The following is a 17386-nucleotide window of genomic DNA, read 5'->3' on the forward strand; positions in this document are numbered from 1 at the left end:
ACGTCGCGCAGGTCTGGTGCCGCGATGCGCGCCCAGACCGGCGATCGCCACCGCCACACGTCACCCGTCGGCCGGCACGCCGCAATCCATCGCGCCGAGGAAGCACCACGCATCTGGTGGCTGGAGCATTTCCCGATCAGACGGTGCCGGCCCACATCCCTCGGGCCGGGAAGTGCCCTGAACTGACAATATCAGCACCGAAAGATGCGCAAGTTCAGTCCACCGGGACGTTGTCCAGCAGCCGCACCGTGCCGAGCCTCGCCGCAGCCACCAGCCGCATCGGGCCATCCACGCGCCGCGCCGTCAGTGACTTCAGCGTCTCGGCCTCGACCAAGGCGAGGTAATCGGGCGCGAAGCCATGATCGCGCAGCGCCTGCACACCTTCGCCAAGCGCCGCCGCCACGTCGCTGCCGGCCGCGATCGCCGCCGCGGCCTGCGTCATCACGCGCAACAGCACCGGGGCGGTGGCGCGATCCTCGGGCGAGAGGAAGCGGTTGCGCGAGGACATCGCCAGCCCATCGGCCTCGCGCACCGTCGCGACCGGCAGGATGCCGATGGGAATGTCGAGATCGGTCGCCATGCGCGTGACGACCTGCAATTGCTGCCAGTCCTTTTCGCCGAAAACGGCAACGTCGGCCTGGCATTGTAGGAACAGCTTGCAGCAGACAGTTGCCACGCCGCGGAAATGACCCGGCCGCGCATCGCCTTCCCAGCCGTGAGTCGGGCCGGCGACCTCGATCACCGTAGCGCTGCCCGGCGGGTACATCGCCTCGACCGGCGGCATCCAGACCAGGTCGCAACGGGCGCTGCGCAGCTTGGCGAGGTCGCCTTCCTCATCGCGCGGATAACGCGACAGGTCCTCATTCGGATTGAACTGCAGCGGATTGACGAAAATCGAGGTGACGACGGCATCGGCCGCCTGGCGCCCGGCGGCGACCAGGGCCAGATGCCCGTCATGCAGCGCGCCCATGGTAGGCACCAGGGCGAGGCGCTTGCCAGCCGCGCGCAGGGCGGCGGTGGCGGTGCGGAGGGAGGGCAGGTCTCGGCAGATCAGCATGGCCGGTTTGTAGTCCGGATTGCGATCCGCCGGAATCTCAGCCGCGGCGCATGGATGCCTGCATCGCGCGGGGCGACGCACCAGGTGTCGGGTCCAGGATGTCGTCCTCCCAGATATGGAGGATGCCAAGCGGCGGGCTCGATCGTTCGCGCAGCTTGGCATGGGCTGCGGCCTCGATGCGCGGGCGCGCCTCGGCGAAGCGCGTCATCAGGTCGGTGCCGTGGAATGAACCGCCACCGCTGACGCCCAGCAAGGCGAGGCGCGAGATGGCGCAGCGCACCAGCGTGCCGTCATCCATGTTCAGCTCGAAGATCAGCCGCTGGCCATCCCAGCGTGGTGGCGCCGGGGTTTCCATCTCGGTCATGACTGTGGCCTTCCATTGTCGGCGAGCGCCGCGGCGAGTTCCGCCGGCGTGATCGCCAGCGCCTGCACCAACCGCCCGGAGGCGAGGCCATGCCGCGCGATCGTCAGGCTGATTCGCCGCCAGGCGGGGAAGGAGAGGCTCTCGATCATCTCCTCCTCCGTCTCGACCCGGTACTGACCCGCGGGCAGCGGGCCGGAACGGGAGGAGACGAGGAACGGATGATGGAATTCCATCACCTCGCTCGTCGTGCGGGCTTCCATCAAGGGTCACCGCGCCAGAAGATCCGCGCAGGCGCGTGCCACATCGGGGTCGATATTGGTGCCGCCGGCCGGGTTGGTGGCGAAGCGACGCGACAGCGTGTTGCGGGCCGACCAGTCGAGTTCCTTGGCGCCGGGCGTCTCCACCCGCGCACGATCGGCGCAATACATCGCCTGCTGTGCGACGACGCCATTATGGGCGAGGGTCTGCGCCGTGCTGGTGCGCATCTGGAAACCCACCATGCCGGAGATGATCGGCCCGGCGACCAGCCCGACGCCGAGGGCGAGCAGCAGGGGCTTGGCTTTCGTCCAGCGCGCGCCGCAATCAGCGGAGAAACGGGCGAAGGCGCTCGGGGTGCCAGCCGACATGGTTGATGCTCCTGGCGACCATATCGCGCAGGTAAAACTGCCGGCCCTGCGGAGACGGGAAAAGTATTCCTGATCAATTCCGCAGGCATGGTCGCAACATTCAGATGGCAATTTTCTTCCGGATATACAATGTTTGATTTGAAATTATTTCGGCATTCGAGCCCTGGCGGGCATGGCCGATCCGGCCACAGACTTGCCCGTAACGACGGGAAGGATTAGGCGGCGGCATGTCCCTCGACCGCATGACCCTCCGCCTGCAAGCCGGCCGCGACCGTCGCATCAAGGCCGGCCACCCGTGGGCCTTCTCCAACGAGATCGTCATGACGCCGGCGGCCAAGGCGCTGCCGCCGGGCAGCGTCGTGCGCCTCGAAGGTGATGACGGGATGAAGCACGGCACCTTCCACTTCAACCCGCATTCGCTGATCGCCGCGCGGCGGCTCTCCACCGATCCCGATGCGGCCTGCGATGCCGGCTGGTACCGCGCCCGCCTCGGCGAGGCGCTGGGTCTGCGCGACCGGCTGTTCGACGCCCCGCACTACCGCCTGGTGCATGCCGAGGCCGACGGCCTGCCCGGGCTGGTGATCGACCGCTATGGCGATGTGGTGGCGTTGCAGGCCAATACCGCCGGGATGGAGGCCGCGACACCGCTGATCGTCGAGGCGCTGACCGACCTGATCGCCCCGCGCGGCATCGTCGCCCGCAACGACAGCGCCGTGCGTGCGTTGGAGGGCCTGCCCGAGGCAACTTCTCTGCTGCACGGCGATGCCGCCGGCGCGGTGGTCGAGGAGAATGGCCGTCGTTTCCCCGTCGATCTGCTTAGTGGGCAAAAGACAGGCTGGTTCTTCGACCAGCGCGAACACCGCGCCCGCGTGTCACGCCTCGCCAAGGGGGCGACGGTACTCGACGCCTTCTGCCATACTGGCGGTTTCGGCATCGGCTGCGCGGTCGCCGGGGCGGCGCAGGTCAAACTGCTCGACCGCAGCGAACATGCGCTGGCCACCGCCACCGAGGCCGCCGCGATGAACGGCGTCGCCGACCGCGTCACCACCCAGCGCGGCGAGGCGATGGAAGCCCTGGAACGGCTGGTCGGCGAGGGCCGTCGCTTCGACGTGGTGATCACCGACCCGCCCGCCTTCGCCAAGACGCGAAAGGACCAGCCGGCGGCGCTGCGCGCCTATGGCAAGCTGGCGCGGCTGGCGGCGACGCTGACCGCGCCGGGCGGCATGCTGTTCATCGCCTCCTGCAGCCATCATGTCGGCCTCGGTGACTTCGCCGATGCCGTCGCCTGGGGCACGCATCGTGCCCGCCGCGAAGCGCGCATCCTGCACATGGGTGGTGCCGGGCCGGACCATCCGCTGCATCCGATGCTGCCGGAAAGCCAGTATCTGAAGGGCATGCTGCTGCACCTGCCGTGAGCCTGCCGCACGTCCGCTTCCTGCACCCCGCGCCATTGCCGGTCGGGCCGCGCCTGGCCCGAGGCTGGCGCCTCACCGCCTATGCGGCCGGCGGAGCGGCGGTGCGGCTCGGTCGGCGATCGGCGGTGGTGGATGCACTGCTGACCGCTGCCGGCGTTCGGCAGGGTGCCTTCATCGGGGCGTGGAACCCGTTGAGCCGCGCCATGCCGCGACGCTGGAACGACCGCGCCCTGGCCCGGCTGCGTGGTCTGGCACAGCGTGGCGGACGCCGCTGCATCGCGGGGCGCGGCCATGCCGCCAAACCGCCCTGGGCGGAGGACCACCTGCTGATGCTCGGCGACCTGCGGCCCATCACCGTCCTGGCGCGGCGCTTCCGCCAGCACGCCATCCTGCGCGTGCGGCTGCGCGCGGCCTCCCGGTTGCTGGTGTTGCGGTGAAGGGCGCGATCGGTTTTCTGGCGGCCGTCTTCGCGCTGCGCGCCGCGCTCGGCGTGCTGTTCCAGGCGCCGGGCGCCGCCGGGCCGGTGCTCGTGCCGGCATTCGGCATGGACTGGACGCAGTTCGGCACGCTGGTCGGGCTGTTCTGGCTGCCGGGGCTGGTGATCGCCGTCCCTCTCGGCCTTGTCGCGCCCAAACTGGGCGACCGCGCTGTCGTGCTGTTCGGCATGGGGCTGCTGGTGACCGGGGGGCTGGTCTCGGCCATGGCCGGCAGCGGCGTGGCGCTGCTGTATGCCGGGCGATTGCTGATGGGCAGCGGCACCGTGTTGGTCATCGTGCTGCTGACCAAGATGATGCAGGATCGCTTCAAGGGCGCGGACCTGTTCCCCGCCATGGCGATCTACGTGCTCGGCTGGCCGGTCGGCATCGCCGCGGCACAGGCGGTGCTGCCGGGGCTGTCGGTGACGTTCGGCTGGCAGGTACCCTTCCTCGCCGGCGCGGCAGCGATGCTGGTCGCCTCCATCAGCCTCGCCACCGCCTCAAGGCCGGCCTCGCGCGCCCCGGCGCCGGTCGCCGCCTCGGGTCGGCTGACCGGGCGGGAGATACGGTTGATGTGCCTAGCCGGTGCCTGCTGGGCGATGGTCAATGGCACCTACATGGTGCTCGTCACCTTCGCGCCACCCTTGCTAGTCGCGCGTGGGCTGTCGGTGGGCGAGGCCGGTTTCGCGACATCGCTGATGTCCTGGGTGAACCTGATCGCCGTGCCGGCGGGCGCGATGCTGGCACGCCGCCCGGCACTGGTGATGCCAATGGTGCTGGTCTGCATCACCGCCTCGGCCGCGCTGGCGGCGGCGCTGCCCTTCGCGGGGCTGGGCTGGGCGGCGGCGATCCTCGCGGCACATGGGCTGTTGTACGCGCTGCCGATCACGGTGTTCTCGGCCCTGCCGGCGCTCGCCGTGCCACCGGAACGGCGGGCGCAGGGCCTCGGCGTCTATTTCGTGTGGTTTTATGGCGGCTGCACGGGGTTTCCGCCGCTTGCCGGATGGCTCGCTGACCGGACAGGCGGCGCGACGGTGCCGGTGATCTTCGCGGCCCTGCTGCTGCTGGCGGCGATGGGCATGTTCCTGGCGTTCCGGCGGATGGTGGCGCGGGGGTGACGCCGCGGCCGCCGTCAGTTCACCCCCAGCGCGCCGCCCATCACATCGCCGATCCCGTCATGGATCACGAGGTCCGCCAAGTCATCGAGCGGCGTCTCCTGCCTGTTCACGATCACCAGCCGCGCGCCGCGACGTTTGGCGATTTCGGGAAAGCCCGCTGCCGGATAGACGACCAGCGACGAGCCGAGCACGATGAACAGATCGGCCGCGAGGGTTTCCTCCTGTGCCCGGCGCATCGGTTCTTCCGGCATCGACTGGCCAAAGGAGATCGTCGCCGTCTTCACCAGCCCGCCGCAGGCCGCACAGGCCGGCACGTCGCCCTCGCGCTCGAACACCGCCCGCAGCGCGCCGATCTCGTATCGCGTGGTGCAGTCGAGGCAATGGGCGTAGGTCGAATTGCCGTGCAACTCGATCACCTGCGCCTCGGGAATGCCCGAAGCCTGGTGCAGCCCGTCGATGTTCTGCGTGATGACGGATCGCGTCTTGCCCTGCCGCACCAGCATCGCCACGGCGCGATGGCCACGATTGGGCTGCGCCGCGCGCATCGTGTCGTCGCCGGCGAAGCGGCGGCGCCAGGTCTCGCGCCGCGCTTCCGGCGAGGCGACGAAATCCTGGAACAGGATCGGCTGCATCTTGGTCCAAACGCCGTTGGTGCCACGGAAATCCGGAATGCCGGATTCGGTGCTGATGCCCGCGCCGGTGAAGACCGCGACGCGCCGCGCCTCCTCGATCATGCGGCGGAGCGTCGCGGCGTCGCTCACGGCAGCGTCGCCAGGATGAACAGGCGACGGAACGGCAACAGCACCACGCCATCGGCCTGCGGCGGATAGGCCGCGCGCATCGCTGCGCGATAGGCGTCGAGGAAGCCGTCGCGCTCCGCCCCCTGCAACGCATCGAGATAGGGACGCAGGGAGGTGCCCATGGCCCACTGCACCACGGGGTCCTCGCCGCGCAGCACATGGACGTATTCGGTGATCCACAGGTCCAGTGTCGCAACACGCGGCGTCAGCAGGTCGTAGTAGTCGCCGGGGGTGAGAATCGGCGGTGCGCTGGTCACGCGTGACAGCGTCGCCGCCCAGGGGCCGTCGCCCGCGATGCGGTCCTGTTGCGCGCGCAGCGGCGCGGCGTGCATCGACGGCATCTGCACGGCCAGCACGCCACCCGGCGCGATGCCCGACAGCAGGCGCGAGAACAGCGTGTCGTGGTCACCAAGCCATTGCAGCGCGGCGTTGCTGAACAGCACATCGACCGGTTCGGCCGGTGCCCATGTGGCGATGTCGGCCTGCGCCGTCGCGAAGCCGGTCGCCGCCGCCTTGGCGAGCATCGCGGCGGAACCATCGACGCCGGTGACCATCGCATCGGGAAAGCGCGCGGCCAGCGCCGGCAGCGCATTGCCAGCACCGCAGCCGAGGTCGACGACACGCTTCGGCGCCGCATGCGGGATGCGGCCGATCAGGTCGATGGCCGGGCGCAGGCGCTCGCCCTCGAAGCGCAGATACTGCGCGGCGTCCCAGGTTGAGGCGCTCATGCCGAGACCTCCGCGGTTGAATGGAGGGGCGCCGCACCTCCAAACCACCCCGCCAAAGTGCCGGGCACTTTGGAATGCCGAATATTGGTGCGGTGCGCGATGGGCGGGATATCTCCCCCACAACGCGTCCGCCGCGCAACAGGCGTCTCGGCATCGCCCTTGCCCGACGCGCGCGGCACCAACTCAAGGTGTCCAGAGGCCCTTAGGCCTTTGGTGGGGAGGGTCCGGGAGGGGCAAAGCCCCTCTCGGTTCCGTCTGCCGCGCATCACAGAAACCTCGCCCTGATATCGACCGAACTCTCCCGCCCCAGCTTGTCGAAATGCTCGCCCAGCCAGGCATCCGCCGCCTCGCGCCCGTACTGGCGCAGCATGCACAGAAATTCCCAGTCGCCATTGAACTTGGTGGACAGCTTGAACCCGCGCAGCCGTTCCTCATCCTCGATCAGGTGGATGAACAGGCGTCGGTAGCGTGGCTGTTCCAGCCGCCCGGTATCGAGCAGCCGCTGCACGAAATCGATGGCGCGCATCTCGGCCATCAGGGATCCGTTGAAGGTGATCTCGTTCAGCCGGTTGACGATGTCGGACGCCGAGGTCGGGTGCTCGTCGCGCACCTGCGGGTTCAGCTGGATCAGGATGATGTCCGGCGGCCCGCCCTGGTCATAGAGCGGCCACAGCGCCGGATTGCCGAGATAGCCGCCATCCCAATACGGCTCGCCATCCACGTCCACGGCCTTGAACACCTGCGGCAGGCAGGCGGAGGCAAGCAGCGCTTCGACGGTCAGTTCGCGACGGGTGAAGACGCGCGGCTTGCCGGTGCGCACCGAGGTGGCGGAGACGAACAGCCGCGGCGCCTTGGCCTCCATGCGCAGCCGGTCGAAATCGATGCTGTCCGACAGCGCGTCGCGCAGCGGGTTGAACTCATAGGGGAAGGGGTTGATCTGATAGGGCGACAGCACGCGCGAGAGTGTGTCGAAGGTTCGGTAGGCGACCGACCAGGTCAGGTCGTGGCCCCAGACCAGTTTCTCGAGTGGCGTTGACTGGATCGGGCTCATCGCCAGGCGGCGCGCCATAGTGCGCCAGAAGCGGTCGAGGGCGGCGATTGCCGCTTCGGGCCCACCTTCCAACAGCCCCTGCACCAGCATCGCGCCGTTGATCGCGCCGGCCGAGGTGCCGGACAGGCCGTCGATCTCGAGCCGGTCATCCTCCAGCAGCCGTTCCAGCGCGCCCCAGGTGAAGGCGCCATGCGTGCCGCCGCCCTGCAGGGCGAGGCTGACGCGGCGCTTGGCCACCGGCCTGGCGACGGCGGGCGTGGCGGGCGTGGTCTCCTCGCTCACGTGGAGGCCCGGGCCGGACAATCGGTGGGCGCGAACCCCGCGGGCCGGGGAGCGGTGGGGGCGGCCGGGCGGCAATGGCGGGTGCGGTCCATCGACATGGGACCTCCAGAATTATGTGGGGGTGACGGTGGGCGGGTTGCCGGGCGGCGCATGGTGCCGAAGCGGGCGGTCGCGGGGAAGCCCCACGGTCGTCGGGACGTTAGGCGGAATCGTGGCGAGGGCGTACACTCGTCCTTAAGGGTCCAACGGCGCTCATCTGTGCCCCGAGTTGCTTGTCGTCGTCGGCGGCCGTGCGACTGTCGCCATTTCGTCCCCCAACCGCCAAATCGATCACATCGCCGACAACTGCCTCCCCGCCGTCGAGGACCCCGGGCCCGCCAGGCCGCGCCCCAATCCGACGCCTGCATTGGGCCGCGGCCGCCAAGGGCGCCGCGTCGTTGCCCGACACGACAGCCGGGTTGCCAATGCCTTGCCCCGGGTCGCCACGACCAGGGGCAAGGCGTCAGGGCAGGTACTTCAGCAGCCCGACCAACCGCTTGACCGGCGCCGAGAGCAGCTTCGGCGTGTAGAATTCCGAGGCGGCGCGCTTGGCCGCCTCCTGCGTTGTCGGATAGGGCAGCACCGACCCCGCCAACCCCGATAGGCGCTGGCCGATCATCAACACGAACAACCCGGCCATGTCGCCCACCCCCGGCCCAACCAAGGAGACGCCCAGCAGCCGCCCCTTGCTGTCCGTCACCAGTTTCACCAGACCTTCGGCGCGACCTTCGGCGACCAGTCGATCATTTTCGGCCAGCGGCCACCGCAGGATCGTCAGGTCCTTCCGGCCGGCGGCGCGCAGCTCGGCCTCGGTCGGGCCGATCTGGGCGAGGCCCGGGTCGGTGTAGGTCACCCGCGGCAGGGCGTCGTAGGACAGCCGCGCCGGCAGGCGGAACAGCATGGACCGCGCGATGATGCCGGCATGCTGTGAACAGACATGGGTGAAGGCGCGCGGCCCCAGCCCCTTCGGGTCGGCGATGTCGCCCGCCGCCCAGACCCGGCGATTGGAGACGGAACGCAGGGCCAGGTCGGTGGTCACCCCGCGCGGGGTGAAGGCGATGCCGGCCGCGGCGAGGTCCAGCCCCGCCAGCCGTGGCACGCGCCCCACCGCCAACAGCAGATGCGTCCCGGTCAGGCGCGTGCCGTCGTCCAGCAGTAGCGCCACGCCTTCGTCATCCGGCTCCACCGCCTGCACCCGGCTGCCCTCGCGCAGCACCACGCCCTCGGCGGTGAGCGCCTCGCGCAGCGGCGGGATGCATTCGGGGTCATCCCGCCCGGCGATGGCGGCGGCCTCCACCACCGTTACCCGGCAGCCGAGCCGGGCATGCGCCTGGGCCATTTCCAGCCCGATCGGCCCGCCGCCGAGGATCAGCAGGTGCCCGGGCCGCTCCGTCAGGCTGAACAACGAGTCATTGGTCAGGAAGGGCACCTCGGCGAGGCCCGGGATCGGCGGAATGATGGCGGAAGACCCGGCGGCGACCACCGCGCGGCGAAAATGGTAGCGGCGCCCGCCGGCCTCAATGACGTCGCGTTCGGCGAAGCGGGCCGAGGCGCGCACCACCGTCACCCCCATCGCGCCGAATCGTTCTGCCGAATCATTGGGCGCGATGGCGGCGATGGCGCCATCCACATGGGCGCGCACGCCGGCCCAGTCGACCTCGGGGGCCGGCAGGCGGATGCCGAAGCGATGGGCGCGGCGGGCCTCTGCGGCGGCGTGGGCGGCCGCCAACAGGGCCTTGGAGGGCACGCAGCCGGTGTTGAGGCAGTCGCCCCCCATCGTCCCGCGTTCGAACAGCGCCACCTTCAGCCCGAGCCCGGCCGATATCGCCGCCACCGAGAGCCCCGCGGCCCCGGCGCCGATCACCGCCACATCGACATCAGGCATCGCGCTTCCTTTTCCGCCACCAGGCCCCGAGCAGGGACAACGCCGCCAGCCCAAGCAATGGCAGCAGGATTTCCGGCGCCAGGATCACGCCAAGGTCGGGCCGGCCACCGGCCGCCAGCACATCCCCCAGCCCCGACCCGATGGCGACGAACACCGCCGTGCCAGGGATGATCCCGATCGCCGTCGCGGCGACATAGGCGCCGAACGGCATGCCGACCAGGGCCGGAGCCAGGTTGAGCAGCCAGAACGGCACCACCGGGATCAACCGCAACGTCAGCAGGTAGAAGAAGCCGTCCTTCTCCAGGCCGGGTCGCAGCCGGTCCACCAGCCCCGCCGCCCGCCCCGTCACCAGCGGGGCCAGCGCGCTGCGCGCCACCAGGAACAGCAGGCAGGCGCCGATGGTCGCCCCCAGCACCGTCAGCGCGGTGCCGAGCCAGGGGCCGAACAGCAGCCCGCCGGCCAGCGAAAGCACCACCGCCCCGGGCAGCGACAGGGTGACGGCGGTGATATAGGCCACCACATAGCCCACCGCGGCGATGGCCGGATGCGCGGTGACGAGGGCGACGAGGTTCGCCCGGTGTTCGGCCAGTGCCTCGAATGACAGCAACCGGGTCGCGCCGGAGGCCCAGGCGACCAGCAGCAGCGCCGCGATCAGCAGGATCGGCCAGGAGCGGGCCAAGGTAGGGTGGGGTCTCAACATCGATTTGGCCTTCGAACCCCACTACGGAACGGTTACATACAGGAATTGCGGCCCTGCGCGGTTGACGGGCGGCGATCCTGCTCCCTATACCTCCGCCCCTCGCCGGGGCGCCTCTTGAAAGGGGACCGCCGGCGCGTCTTGCTGGCGGCATCGTCCCCGCGCGCCGGCACCGAGGTTCAGGAGACCTGTCGTGAAGCGTACCTACCAGCCCTCGAAGATTGTCCGGAAGCGCCGGCACGGCTTCCGCGCCCGCCTCTCGACCGTGGGCGGCCGTCGGATTCTGACGAATCGTCGCGCCAAGGGCCGCAAGCGCCTTTCGGCCTGACCATCCGCGCCGCGGAGCACCCCATGTCGGGCAGCGCCAACCCGGCCCCGCCCCAGACGGGTGTTCCAGCCGGACGGCTCAAGAAGCGCCGGGAGTTCCTGCGCGCCGCCTCGCGCGGCAAGCGCGCCGCGCGGCCGGGCCTGGTGCTCCAGGCGCTGGCCGGCGAGCCCGGATCTCTGCGTCTTGGCTTCACCGTGACGAAGAAGGTCGGCAACGCCGTGGTGCGCAACCGCGCCCGGCGCCGGCTGAAGGAAGCTGCGCGCCTGTCTCTGCCCAGCCTTGGCCTGTCCGGCTGGGACCTGGTGCTGATCGGGCGTGACGGGACCGGCAAGCGCCCCTTCGGCCAGTTGATCGGCGACCTTCGTGGGGCGCTGAAGCAGGTCGGTGTGTTGCCATGACCGCCGCGGCCATTGCGCTCAAGGGCTGCGTCCACGCCTATCGCTACACACTGCGCGGGGTCATTGGCAGCCATTGCCGCTTCTACCCGTCCTGCAGTGACTACGCGCTTGAAGCCATCACCACCCATGGTGCCGCGCGCGGCGCCCTGATGAGCGCGACGCGCATCCTGCGCTGCAATCCCTGGAACCCGGGGGGCTACGACCCAGTGCCCCTTCCGCCGAAAGGCTGAGATTTTCCCCGATGGACCAGAAGCGCCTTTTTGCCGCGATCGCGCTGTCGATCGGCATCCTGCTGATCTTCGACGTGTGGAACCGCACGAACCGGCCGCCCGCCCCGCTGCCCGCGCTGCCCGCAATGCAGACGGCCCCCGCCGTGCCCGTGCCCTCGCCGGCCGCCGCCGGTGGCGTGCCGACACCCGGCGTGACGGCCCCGGTGCAGACCGAGGCTTCCGCCACCGCAGCGCGGCCGCCCGCCGCGCGCGTGTCGATCGAGAATGCGCGCGTCGCCGGCAGCATCAACCTGCGCGGCGCGCGCGTCGACGACCTGGTGCTGACCACCTATCACGAGACGCTCGCCCCTGATTCGCCGCGGGTCCGCCTGTTCGACCAGCGCAGCAGCGCCAATCCCTATTTCGCGCAATGGGGCTGGACCGCGGCGAGCCCCGCCGTCCGCGTGCCGGACAGCGAGACCGACTGGACCGCGACCCCCGGGCCACTCACCGCCAGCAACCCGGTCATCCTGTCGTGGGATAACGGCCGGGGGCAGGTCTTCGAGATCGCCCTGTCGGTCGACGACCAGTACATGATCACGGCCGACCAGCGCGTGCGCAACAGCGGCGCCGAGCCGGTCTCGGTGCTGCCCTGGGCGCGCATCCGCCGCGAGCACACGCCGATCGGCGCCGGCTACTACATCCTGCATGAAGGCTTCACTGGCGTGCTCGGCGACCGCCTGCACGAGATGACCTATTCCAGCGCCAAGACGGAGGCGACCCGCCGCTCCGGCGTGGCGCTCGACCAGGAAACCGCGGGCGGTTGGGCCGGCTTCACCGACAAGTACTGGCTCGCCGCCGTCATGCCAGCCGCGCCCGACCAGACGCTGCGCGCCTCCTACCGCTTCGCCAACGATGGTGGCGGGGATGCCGGCGACCGCTGGCAGGTCGACATGGCGACGCCGCAGCCCATCACCATCGCCCCGGGTGCCACCGGCCAGATGGCGACGCGCGTCTTCGCCGGCGCCAAGGAGGTCCACCTCCTCGACAGCTATATGGACCGGCTGCACATCACCGATTTCGACAAGGCGATCGACTTCGGCTGGTTCTACTTCCTGGTGAAGCCGTTCTTCCTGGCGCTCGACTGGATCTTCCGCCTGACCGGGAATTTCGGCGTCGCCATCCTGATCTTCACCGTGCTGATCAAGGCGGCCTTCTTCCCGCTGGCCAACAAGGCCTATCACTCGATGGCCCGGATGAAGGCGCTCGCGCCGAAAATGGCCGAGTTGAAGGAACGCCACAAGGACGACCCGCAAAAGGTCCAGTCCGAGATGATGGCGCTGTACCGGTCGGAAAAAGTCAACCCGGCCTCGGGCTGCCTGCCGATCCTGATCCAGATCCCGGTGTTCTTCGCGCTGTACAAGGCGCTGTTTGTCACCATCGAGATGCGCCACCAGCCCTTCTTCGGCTGGATCCACGATCTGTCCGCGCCGGACCCGACCAACCTGTTCAACCTGTTCGGGTTGCTGCCCTTCGACCCGGTGCAGTACAGCCACTTCCTGCACATGCCGGCCTGGGCGCTCATCATGGGCGTGACCATGTTCGTGCAGCAGAAGCTGAACCCGGCGCCGCCCGACCCGATCCAGGCGAAGATCTTCCAGTGGATGCCGATCGTGTTCACCTTCATGCTCGCGGGCATGCCAGCGGGGCTGATCATCTATTGGGCATGGAACAATACGCTGTCGGTGGCGCAGCAGTATTACATCATGCGGCATGACCGCGCCGCGGCGAAGGCCGCCAAGTCCACGGGCAAGACCGCCAAGGCGAAATCGTAAAGGCGGGGGAGAGAACTCCCCCGCACCCCCTCCTTTTTCTATCCGTCACCAAGGGGCGCCAACGCGACAGGCACGGCCCATCTAGCGAGAGACAAGCGATGACTGGGCTGGCAGAGGCACGCAACGACGAGGAACGGGCCGAGTTGATCGAGGCGGGGCGGTTGCTCTTCGCCAGGCCCTGCAACTTCTTCTACGCGGCGCAGAAATCCGATCAGTTGCCGGAGCCGGGCTTGCCGGAGGTTGCCTTTTGCGGGCGTTCCAATGTCGGCAAGTCCACGCTGGTCAATGCGCTAGTGGGGCAGAAGGCGCTCGCCCGCGTGTCACAGACGCCAGGGCGCACACGGCAGCTCAACTTCTTCAACCTGGCCGACCGCATCGTGTTGGTGGACCTGCCCGGCTATGGCTACGCCAAGGCATCGAAGGACATGCAGCGCGACTGGCAAGGCGTGATGTTCGACTATCTGCGCGGCCGGCCGAACCTGATGCGCGTCATCCTGCTCCTCGATGCGCGGGTCGAAACCAAGTCATCCGATCGCGCGGCGATGGAACTGATGAACGTCGCCGCCGTCGCCTTCCAGATCGTGCTGACCAAGGCGGATGACGTCGGGCCGGTGAAACTGGCCGCCCGAATCAAGGAAGCCGAGGCCCTTGCGCGCGAACATACGGCGGCGCACCCGCTGGTGCTGGTGACCAGCAGCGAAACCGGCCAGGGCATCGCCGAACTGAGGGCCGAGATCGCGTCGTTGGCCGCGTAGCGGGCCGGCCGCGCGCGTGAAGGCGGAAGGGCGCTGCCCCTCGGGCACCCCGGCAGGAAACGAAGGCTTCTGCACCTTCGCTCAATGTCTGTGAAATCGTCGGAGCGGTGCGAAGTCGAGGCACCAGTAATTGCAGCGCCCTCCGTATCTCGCCGCACCAAAGGCATGAAGCTCTTGGAAACCTCATCCTTGGTGCTGGGCAGAATGGGGCTATCCCCGCGATCGGCACACCCGCACTGCCAAGTGCCAAGCGTCTTGCCGGCTATCGAGCCCAACTCATCTCTACCGTCCCGGTTCGTCCGGCTGCCCCGCGCCAACTTAAGGTGTCCAGAGGCCCTTAGGCCTTTGGCGGGGTGAGGTTTGGAGAGGGGCAGAGCCCCTCTCCATGGCCCGCAACGTCGCGCGCTCCTCAGCCATCAATCTCCCGCGACAGCAACCACCTCTCGCCGCCCCGCCCCGCGCCGCTCCAGCGCACGGCTGCCGAGCGCCGCGACGAGCGCCACCGCCGGCATCGCTGCCGCCACCCACGTCACCGCACCGAGCCCTGGCCCGTGGTCGATGACCGCCCCGCCCAGCCACGCCCCCAGTGCATTGCCGAGATTGAACGCGGCGATGTTCAGGCTAGAGGCCAGGGTCTGCCCGGCCCCGCCCGCCGCTTCCAGCACGCGGAGCTGCAACGGCGCGACCGTGGCGAAGGCCGCCGCGCCCAGCAGCCCGACTGCCACCACCGCCGCCACGCGGTCATGCAGCACGAAGGTCGCCGCGACCAGCACCACCGCCAGTGCCGCCAGCGTGCCGAACAGGGCCGGCATCAGTCGCCAATCCGCCAGCTTGCCACCGACCAGGTTGCCCAGGATCAGGCCGACGCCGAACACCAGCAGGATCGGCGACACGGCGGCTTCGGAGAAGCCGGTGATCGTCACCAGGATCGGCTGGATGTAGCTGAACACCGCGAAGACGCCGCCGAAGCCCAGCACCGTCATCAACAGCCCCAGCAACACCTGCGGGCGGCGCAGCACGGCGAGTTCCTCGGCCAGGGGCACGGTATCCCGCCGCGCAGCGTCCCGCGGCACGATCAGTGCCAGCGCCGCGAAGGCCAGGACGCCGATCGCCGCGACCGCCCAGAAGGTCGCCCGCCAGCCATGGTCGAAGCCCAGCCAGGCGCCGAACGGCACGCCCAGCAGCGTCGCCACCGTCAACCCGGTGAACATCAGGGCGATGGCCGAGGCGCGACGTTCCGGCGCGACCAGCCCGGCGGCGACGACCGAACCGACGCCGAAGAAGGTGCCGTGGGCCAAGGCGGTGACAACACGCGCGGCCATCAGTGCGCCATAGCTCGGCGCGACGGCGCAGGCGATGTTGCCGATGGTGAAGATCGCCATCAGCGCCATCAGCACGGTCTTGCGCGGCAGGCGCCGCGTCGCGATGGTCAGCACCGGCGCGCCGACGAAGACGCCGAGCGCATAGCCCGACACCAGCAGGCCGGCGGCAGAGATCGAGACGCCAAGATCGGTCGAGACCTGCAGCAGCAGGCCCATGATGACGAATTCGGTGACGCCGATGCCAAAGGCACCCGCGGCAAGGGCATAGACGGCGATGGGCAAGGCAGCCTCCGACGGCTTCAGTTGTGATGCACTGCAACATGGACGCCGCGGAGCTGTGAACTATACGGAAGGATGGAACATCACTTGTGAGGTGACGTCACATGCCCCGCCCGGAGATCAATCGTAGCGCCGAGATGGAGGTCTTCACCCAGGTCGTCGCCCATGCGGGCTTCTCGGCGGCGGCGCGAGCGCTTCGCATGACGCCCTCGGCAGTCAGCAAGCTCGTGGCGCGGCTGGAGGCACGGCTCGACGCGCGGCTGGTGAACCGGTCGACGCGGCGGATGCAGCTGACGGCAGAGGGCTTGGCCTTTCACGATCGCTGCCAGCGTATCCTCGCCGATATCGAGGAAGCCGAGCGCGAGGCGGCCGCCGGCGCGGCGCCGCGCGGGCGGGTGCGCGTCAATGCCAGCGTGCCTTTCGGCACCCATCACCTGCTGCCGCTGGTGCCGGGCTTCTTGGAGCGCTTTCCCGAGGTGACGCTCGACATCGTGCTGAGCGACCAGGTGATCGACCTGCTGGAACAGCGCGCCGACGTCGCCATCCGGGTCGGGCCGCTGCGCAATTCGCAGCTGGTGGCGCGCAAGCTCGGCAGCAGCGCGATGGTGGTGGTCGCAGCACCCGCCTACCTCGCCCGCCACGGCATGCCGGGCAGCTTGGCGGCGCTGACGACGCATAATCTGATCGGCTTCAACTTCGCTCGCAGCTTCGAGGAATGGCCGTTCCTGGAAGATGGCCGCATCGCCACGGTCGCGGCCTGCGGCAATGCCCAGGTGGGCGACGGCGAATCAGCGCGGCAATTGGCCCTGGCGGGTGTCGGTCTGGCGCGGCTGGCGCATATTCATGTCGGGCCGGACATCGCCGCGGGCCGGCTCGTGCCGGTGCTGGAGGCGCTCAACCCCGGTGACCGGGAGGAGATCCATGCCATCCACGCCAGTCAGGCCGGGCGCATGCCCAGCCGCGTCCGCGTCTTCATCGATCATCTGGTGAAAGCGATCCGCCTGGGGTGACCCGGCGGGGCGATCTCACTCAGCTGCCTCGGCGAGTTCGACGGGCACCACTTCGACCTGCGCCACGCCGCTGCGGATCATGTCGAGATTCTGGGCGATGCGCGGGCTGAGGTCGACGATGCGGCCACGCGACCAGGGGCCGCGATCCTGCACTGTGCCGGTCACCGACAGGCCGTTCTGCAGATTGGTCACGCGCACAATGGTGCCAAATGGCAGGGTGCGATGCGCGATGGTGTCGGACGCCGGGTCGAACCGCCCGCCGCTCGCCATGCGCCGGCCTGTGAAGCGGCGCGAATAGTAGGAAGCCGTGCCAACCTGCGGGTCACCCACGGCGCGGCCGAGATCAGGGGAGGCCGTGACCGGCCCCGAGGAACCATCGGCGATGCCCTCGGCCGATTGGGCGCAGCCCATGGTCAGCGCCGAGAGGCTGATCACCGCGCAGCTGGCCGCCGCCCGCAGGGCAGTCGTCCGCATCCGCCCGGCCCGGGATGCGGTCGCGGCGCGGGGGAGCGCAACGCGGCCGTCACGGGCCTGAAGAGAGAAGCTTTGGAACCCCATGAGGGAATCTCCTTGGTGGTCCTGGCTGCGCGAGCCGTTGGGGGGATGCGTCCGGCGACGCACGAGAATCTCCAAAGGGGAGAAAATGACAGAAATGATAGACACACCTGCGCCTTGTCCTGCTGCCATGCAACAATTCCTGGCGACTGGCAAC

At 69.3% G+C, this 17386-nt stretch carries 20 protein-coding genes; 9 read left to right on the plus strand and 11 right to left on the minus strand.

Annotated features, from left to right (window positions below; all coding sequences use genetic code 11):
- Nucleotides 1-214: 214 nt before the first annotated feature.
- Genes panC through IEY36_RS05600 form a run of 4 tightly spaced genes read right to left on the minus strand, consistent with a single transcriptional unit; the run spans nucleotide 215 to nucleotide 2047 of the window.
- Nucleotides 215-1057, minus strand: coding sequence for a pantoate--beta-alanine ligase (gene panC / locus IEY36_RS05585; RefSeq protein ID WP_188965920.1), 843 nt, complete (start codon nucleotides 1055-1057; stop codon nucleotides 215-217).
- Nucleotides 1058-1094: 37 nt separating this feature from the next.
- Entirely contained in the window at nucleotides 1095-1421 is a 327-nt protein-coding gene (locus IEY36_RS05590) for a DUF1488 family protein (protein WP_188965921.1), read from the minus strand.
- A complete protein-coding gene (locus IEY36_RS05595; protein ID WP_188965922.1) occupies nucleotides 1418-1681 on the minus strand; it encodes a hypothetical protein in 264 nt (87 codons plus the stop codon). Before IEY36_RS05595 ends, IEY36_RS05590 begins: the two co-directional genes overlap by 4 nt.
- Nucleotides 1682-1687: 6 nt before the next feature.
- Nucleotides 1688-2047, minus strand: coding sequence for a hypothetical protein (locus IEY36_RS05600; protein ID WP_188965923.1), 360 nt, complete (start codon nucleotides 2045-2047; stop codon nucleotides 1688-1690).
- A 227-nt stretch (nucleotides 2048-2274) separates the two neighbouring features.
- On the opposite strand from IEY36_RS05600, the gene IEY36_RS05605 reads away from it, so the two are divergent.
- Genes IEY36_RS05605 through IEY36_RS05615 form a run of 3 tightly spaced genes read left to right on the plus strand, consistent with a single transcriptional unit; the run spans nucleotide 2275 to nucleotide 5056 of the window.
- Nucleotides 2275-3462 carry a class I SAM-dependent rRNA methyltransferase gene (locus tag IEY36_RS05605; RefSeq protein WP_188965924.1) on the plus strand — a complete coding sequence of 396 codons (1188 nt, stop codon included), beginning with the start codon at nucleotides 2275-2277 and terminating at the stop codon, nucleotides 3460-3462.
- The gene (locus IEY36_RS05610; protein WP_188965925.1) at nucleotides 3459-3899 is read left to right on the plus strand and encodes a DUF3293 domain-containing protein; all 441 of its coding nucleotides are present in this window, start codon (nucleotides 3459-3461) and stop codon (nucleotides 3897-3899) included. Before IEY36_RS05605 ends, IEY36_RS05610 begins: the two co-directional genes overlap by 4 nt.
- The gene (locus IEY36_RS05615; protein WP_188965926.1) at nucleotides 3896-5056 is read left to right on the plus strand and encodes an MFS transporter; all 1161 of its coding nucleotides are present in this window, start codon (nucleotides 3896-3898) and stop codon (nucleotides 5054-5056) included. Before IEY36_RS05610 ends, IEY36_RS05615 begins: the two co-directional genes overlap by 4 nt.
- 14 nt (nucleotides 5057-5070) lie before the next feature.
- On the opposite strand, the gene IEY36_RS05620 is transcribed toward IEY36_RS05615, so the two are convergent.
- The 5 genes from IEY36_RS05620 to IEY36_RS05640 all read right to left on the minus strand — a co-directional run bounded on the left by IEY36_RS05620 (nucleotide 5071) and on the right by IEY36_RS05640 (nucleotide 10520).
- Complete coding sequence (locus tag IEY36_RS05620; RefSeq protein ID WP_229681153.1) at nucleotides 5071-5817, minus strand: SIR2 family NAD-dependent protein deacylase; 747 nt, start codon at nucleotides 5815-5817, stop codon at nucleotides 5071-5073.
- Nucleotides 5814-6584, minus strand: a complete 771-nt coding sequence (locus IEY36_RS05625; RefSeq protein ID WP_188965927.1) for a methyltransferase domain-containing protein — start codon at nucleotides 6582-6584, stop codon at nucleotides 5814-5816. Before IEY36_RS05625 ends, IEY36_RS05620 begins: the two co-directional genes overlap by 4 nt.
- A 265-nt stretch (nucleotides 6585-6849) precedes the next feature.
- Nucleotides 6850-7917: a patatin-like phospholipase family protein gene (locus IEY36_RS05630; RefSeq protein ID WP_229681154.1), complete on the minus strand. Its 1068-nt coding sequence runs from the start codon at nucleotides 7915-7917 to the stop codon at nucleotides 6850-6852.
- Nucleotides 7918-8419: 502 nt separating this feature from the next.
- Nucleotides 8420-9841, minus strand: a complete 1422-nt coding sequence (locus IEY36_RS05635; protein WP_188965928.1) for a dihydrolipoyl dehydrogenase family protein — start codon at nucleotides 9839-9841, stop codon at nucleotides 8420-8422.
- Nucleotides 9834-10520, minus strand: a complete 687-nt coding sequence (locus IEY36_RS05640) for a TVP38/TMEM64 family protein (RefSeq protein ID WP_229681155.1) — start codon at nucleotides 10518-10520, stop codon at nucleotides 9834-9836. The genes IEY36_RS05635 and IEY36_RS05640 overlap by 8 nt, the downstream gene beginning before the upstream one ends.
- 211 nt (nucleotides 10521-10731) lie before the next feature.
- On the opposite strand from IEY36_RS05640, the gene rpmH reads away from it, so the two are divergent.
- The 5 genes from rpmH to yihA all read left to right on the plus strand — a co-directional run bounded on the left by rpmH (nucleotide 10732) and on the right by yihA (nucleotide 14063).
- On the plus strand, nucleotides 10732-10866 hold the full coding sequence (rpmH, locus tag IEY36_RS05645) for a 50S ribosomal protein L34 (RefSeq protein ID WP_188965930.1): 135 nt from the start codon (nucleotides 10732-10734) through the stop codon (nucleotides 10864-10866).
- Between the two features lie 23 nt (nucleotides 10867-10889).
- Nucleotides 10890-11264, plus strand: coding sequence for a ribonuclease P protein component (rnpA, locus tag IEY36_RS05650; protein ID WP_188965931.1), 375 nt, complete (start codon nucleotides 10890-10892; stop codon nucleotides 11262-11264).
- Complete coding sequence (gene yidD, locus IEY36_RS05655) at nucleotides 11261-11494, plus strand: membrane protein insertion efficiency factor YidD (RefSeq protein WP_188965932.1); 234 nt, start codon at nucleotides 11261-11263, stop codon at nucleotides 11492-11494. Before rnpA ends, yidD begins: the two co-directional genes overlap by 4 nt.
- Before the next feature lie 11 nt (nucleotides 11495-11505).
- Entirely contained in the window at nucleotides 11506-13308 is a 1803-nt protein-coding gene (gene yidC / locus IEY36_RS05660; protein ID WP_188965933.1) for a membrane protein insertase YidC, read from the plus strand.
- Between the two features lie 98 nt (nucleotides 13309-13406).
- Nucleotides 13407-14063: a ribosome biogenesis GTP-binding protein YihA/YsxC gene (gene yihA, locus IEY36_RS05665; RefSeq protein ID WP_188965934.1), complete on the plus strand. Its 657-nt coding sequence runs from the start codon at nucleotides 13407-13409 to the stop codon at nucleotides 14061-14063.
- 416 nt (nucleotides 14064-14479) lie between these two features.
- Here yihA and IEY36_RS05670 read toward each other — a convergent pair whose 3' ends face one another.
- The gene (locus IEY36_RS05670) at nucleotides 14480-15667 is read right to left on the minus strand and encodes an MFS transporter (protein ID WP_188965935.1); all 1188 of its coding nucleotides are present in this window, start codon (nucleotides 15665-15667) and stop codon (nucleotides 14480-14482) included.
- A 101-nt stretch (nucleotides 15668-15768) separates the two neighbouring features.
- On the opposite strand from IEY36_RS05670, the gene IEY36_RS05675 reads away from it, so the two are divergent.
- A complete protein-coding gene (locus tag IEY36_RS05675; RefSeq protein WP_188965936.1) occupies nucleotides 15769-16674 on the plus strand; it encodes a LysR family transcriptional regulator in 906 nt (301 codons plus the stop codon).
- Nucleotides 16675-16689: 15 nt separating this feature from the next.
- On the opposite strand, the gene IEY36_RS05680 is transcribed toward IEY36_RS05675, so the two are convergent.
- Nucleotides 16690-17148: a septal ring lytic transglycosylase RlpA family protein gene (locus tag IEY36_RS05680; RefSeq protein ID WP_188965937.1), complete on the minus strand. Its 459-nt coding sequence runs from the start codon at nucleotides 17146-17148 to the stop codon at nucleotides 16690-16692.
- Between the last annotated feature and the right edge of the window lie 238 nt (nucleotides 17149-17386).

This window comes from Neoroseomonas lacus (assembly GCF_014644535.1).
Taxonomy (GTDB): domain Bacteria; phylum Pseudomonadota; class Alphaproteobacteria; order Acetobacterales; family Acetobacteraceae; genus Neoroseomonas; species Neoroseomonas lacus.

Coding starts and splice junctions, on each gene's coding strand:
- panC (WP_188965920.1), bottom strand. CDS start 1,057: ATGCTGATCTGCCGAGACCTGCCCTCCCTCCGCACCGCCACCGCCGCC.
- IEY36_RS05590 (WP_188965921.1), bottom strand. CDS start 1,421: ATGACCGAGATGGAAACCCCGGCGCCACCACGCTGGGATGGCCAGCGG.
- IEY36_RS05595 (WP_188965922.1), bottom strand. CDS start 1,681: ATGGAAGCCCGCACGACGAGCGAGGTGATGGAATTCCATCATCCGTTC.
- IEY36_RS05600 (WP_188965923.1), bottom strand. CDS start 2,047: ATGTCGGCTGGCACCCCGAGCGCCTTCGCCCGTTTCTCCGCTGATTGC.
- IEY36_RS05605 (WP_188965924.1), top strand. CDS start 2,275: ATGTCCCTCGACCGCATGACCCTCCGCCTGCAAGCCGGCCGCGACCGT.
- IEY36_RS05625 (WP_188965927.1), bottom strand. CDS start 6,584: ATGAGCGCCTCAACCTGGGACGCCGCGCAGTATCTGCGCTTCGAGGGC.
- IEY36_RS05635 (WP_188965928.1), bottom strand. CDS start 9,841: ATGCCTGATGTCGATGTGGCGGTGATCGGCGCCGGGGCCGCGGGGCTC.
- rnpA (WP_188965931.1), top strand. CDS start 10,890: ATGTCGGGCAGCGCCAACCCGGCCCCGCCCCAGACGGGTGTTCCAGCC.
- yidD (WP_188965932.1), top strand. CDS start 11,261: ATGACCGCCGCGGCCATTGCGCTCAAGGGCTGCGTCCACGCCTATCGC.
- yidC (WP_188965933.1), top strand. CDS start 11,506: ATGGACCAGAAGCGCCTTTTTGCCGCGATCGCGCTGTCGATCGGCATC.
- yihA (WP_188965934.1), top strand. CDS start 13,407: ATGACTGGGCTGGCAGAGGCACGCAACGACGAGGAACGGGCCGAGTTG.
- IEY36_RS05675 (WP_188965936.1), top strand. CDS start 15,769: ATGCCCCGCCCGGAGATCAATCGTAGCGCCGAGATGGAGGTCTTCACC.
- IEY36_RS05680 (WP_188965937.1), bottom strand. CDS start 17,148: ATGCGGACGACTGCCCTGCGGGCGGCGGCCAGCTGCGCGGTGATCAGC.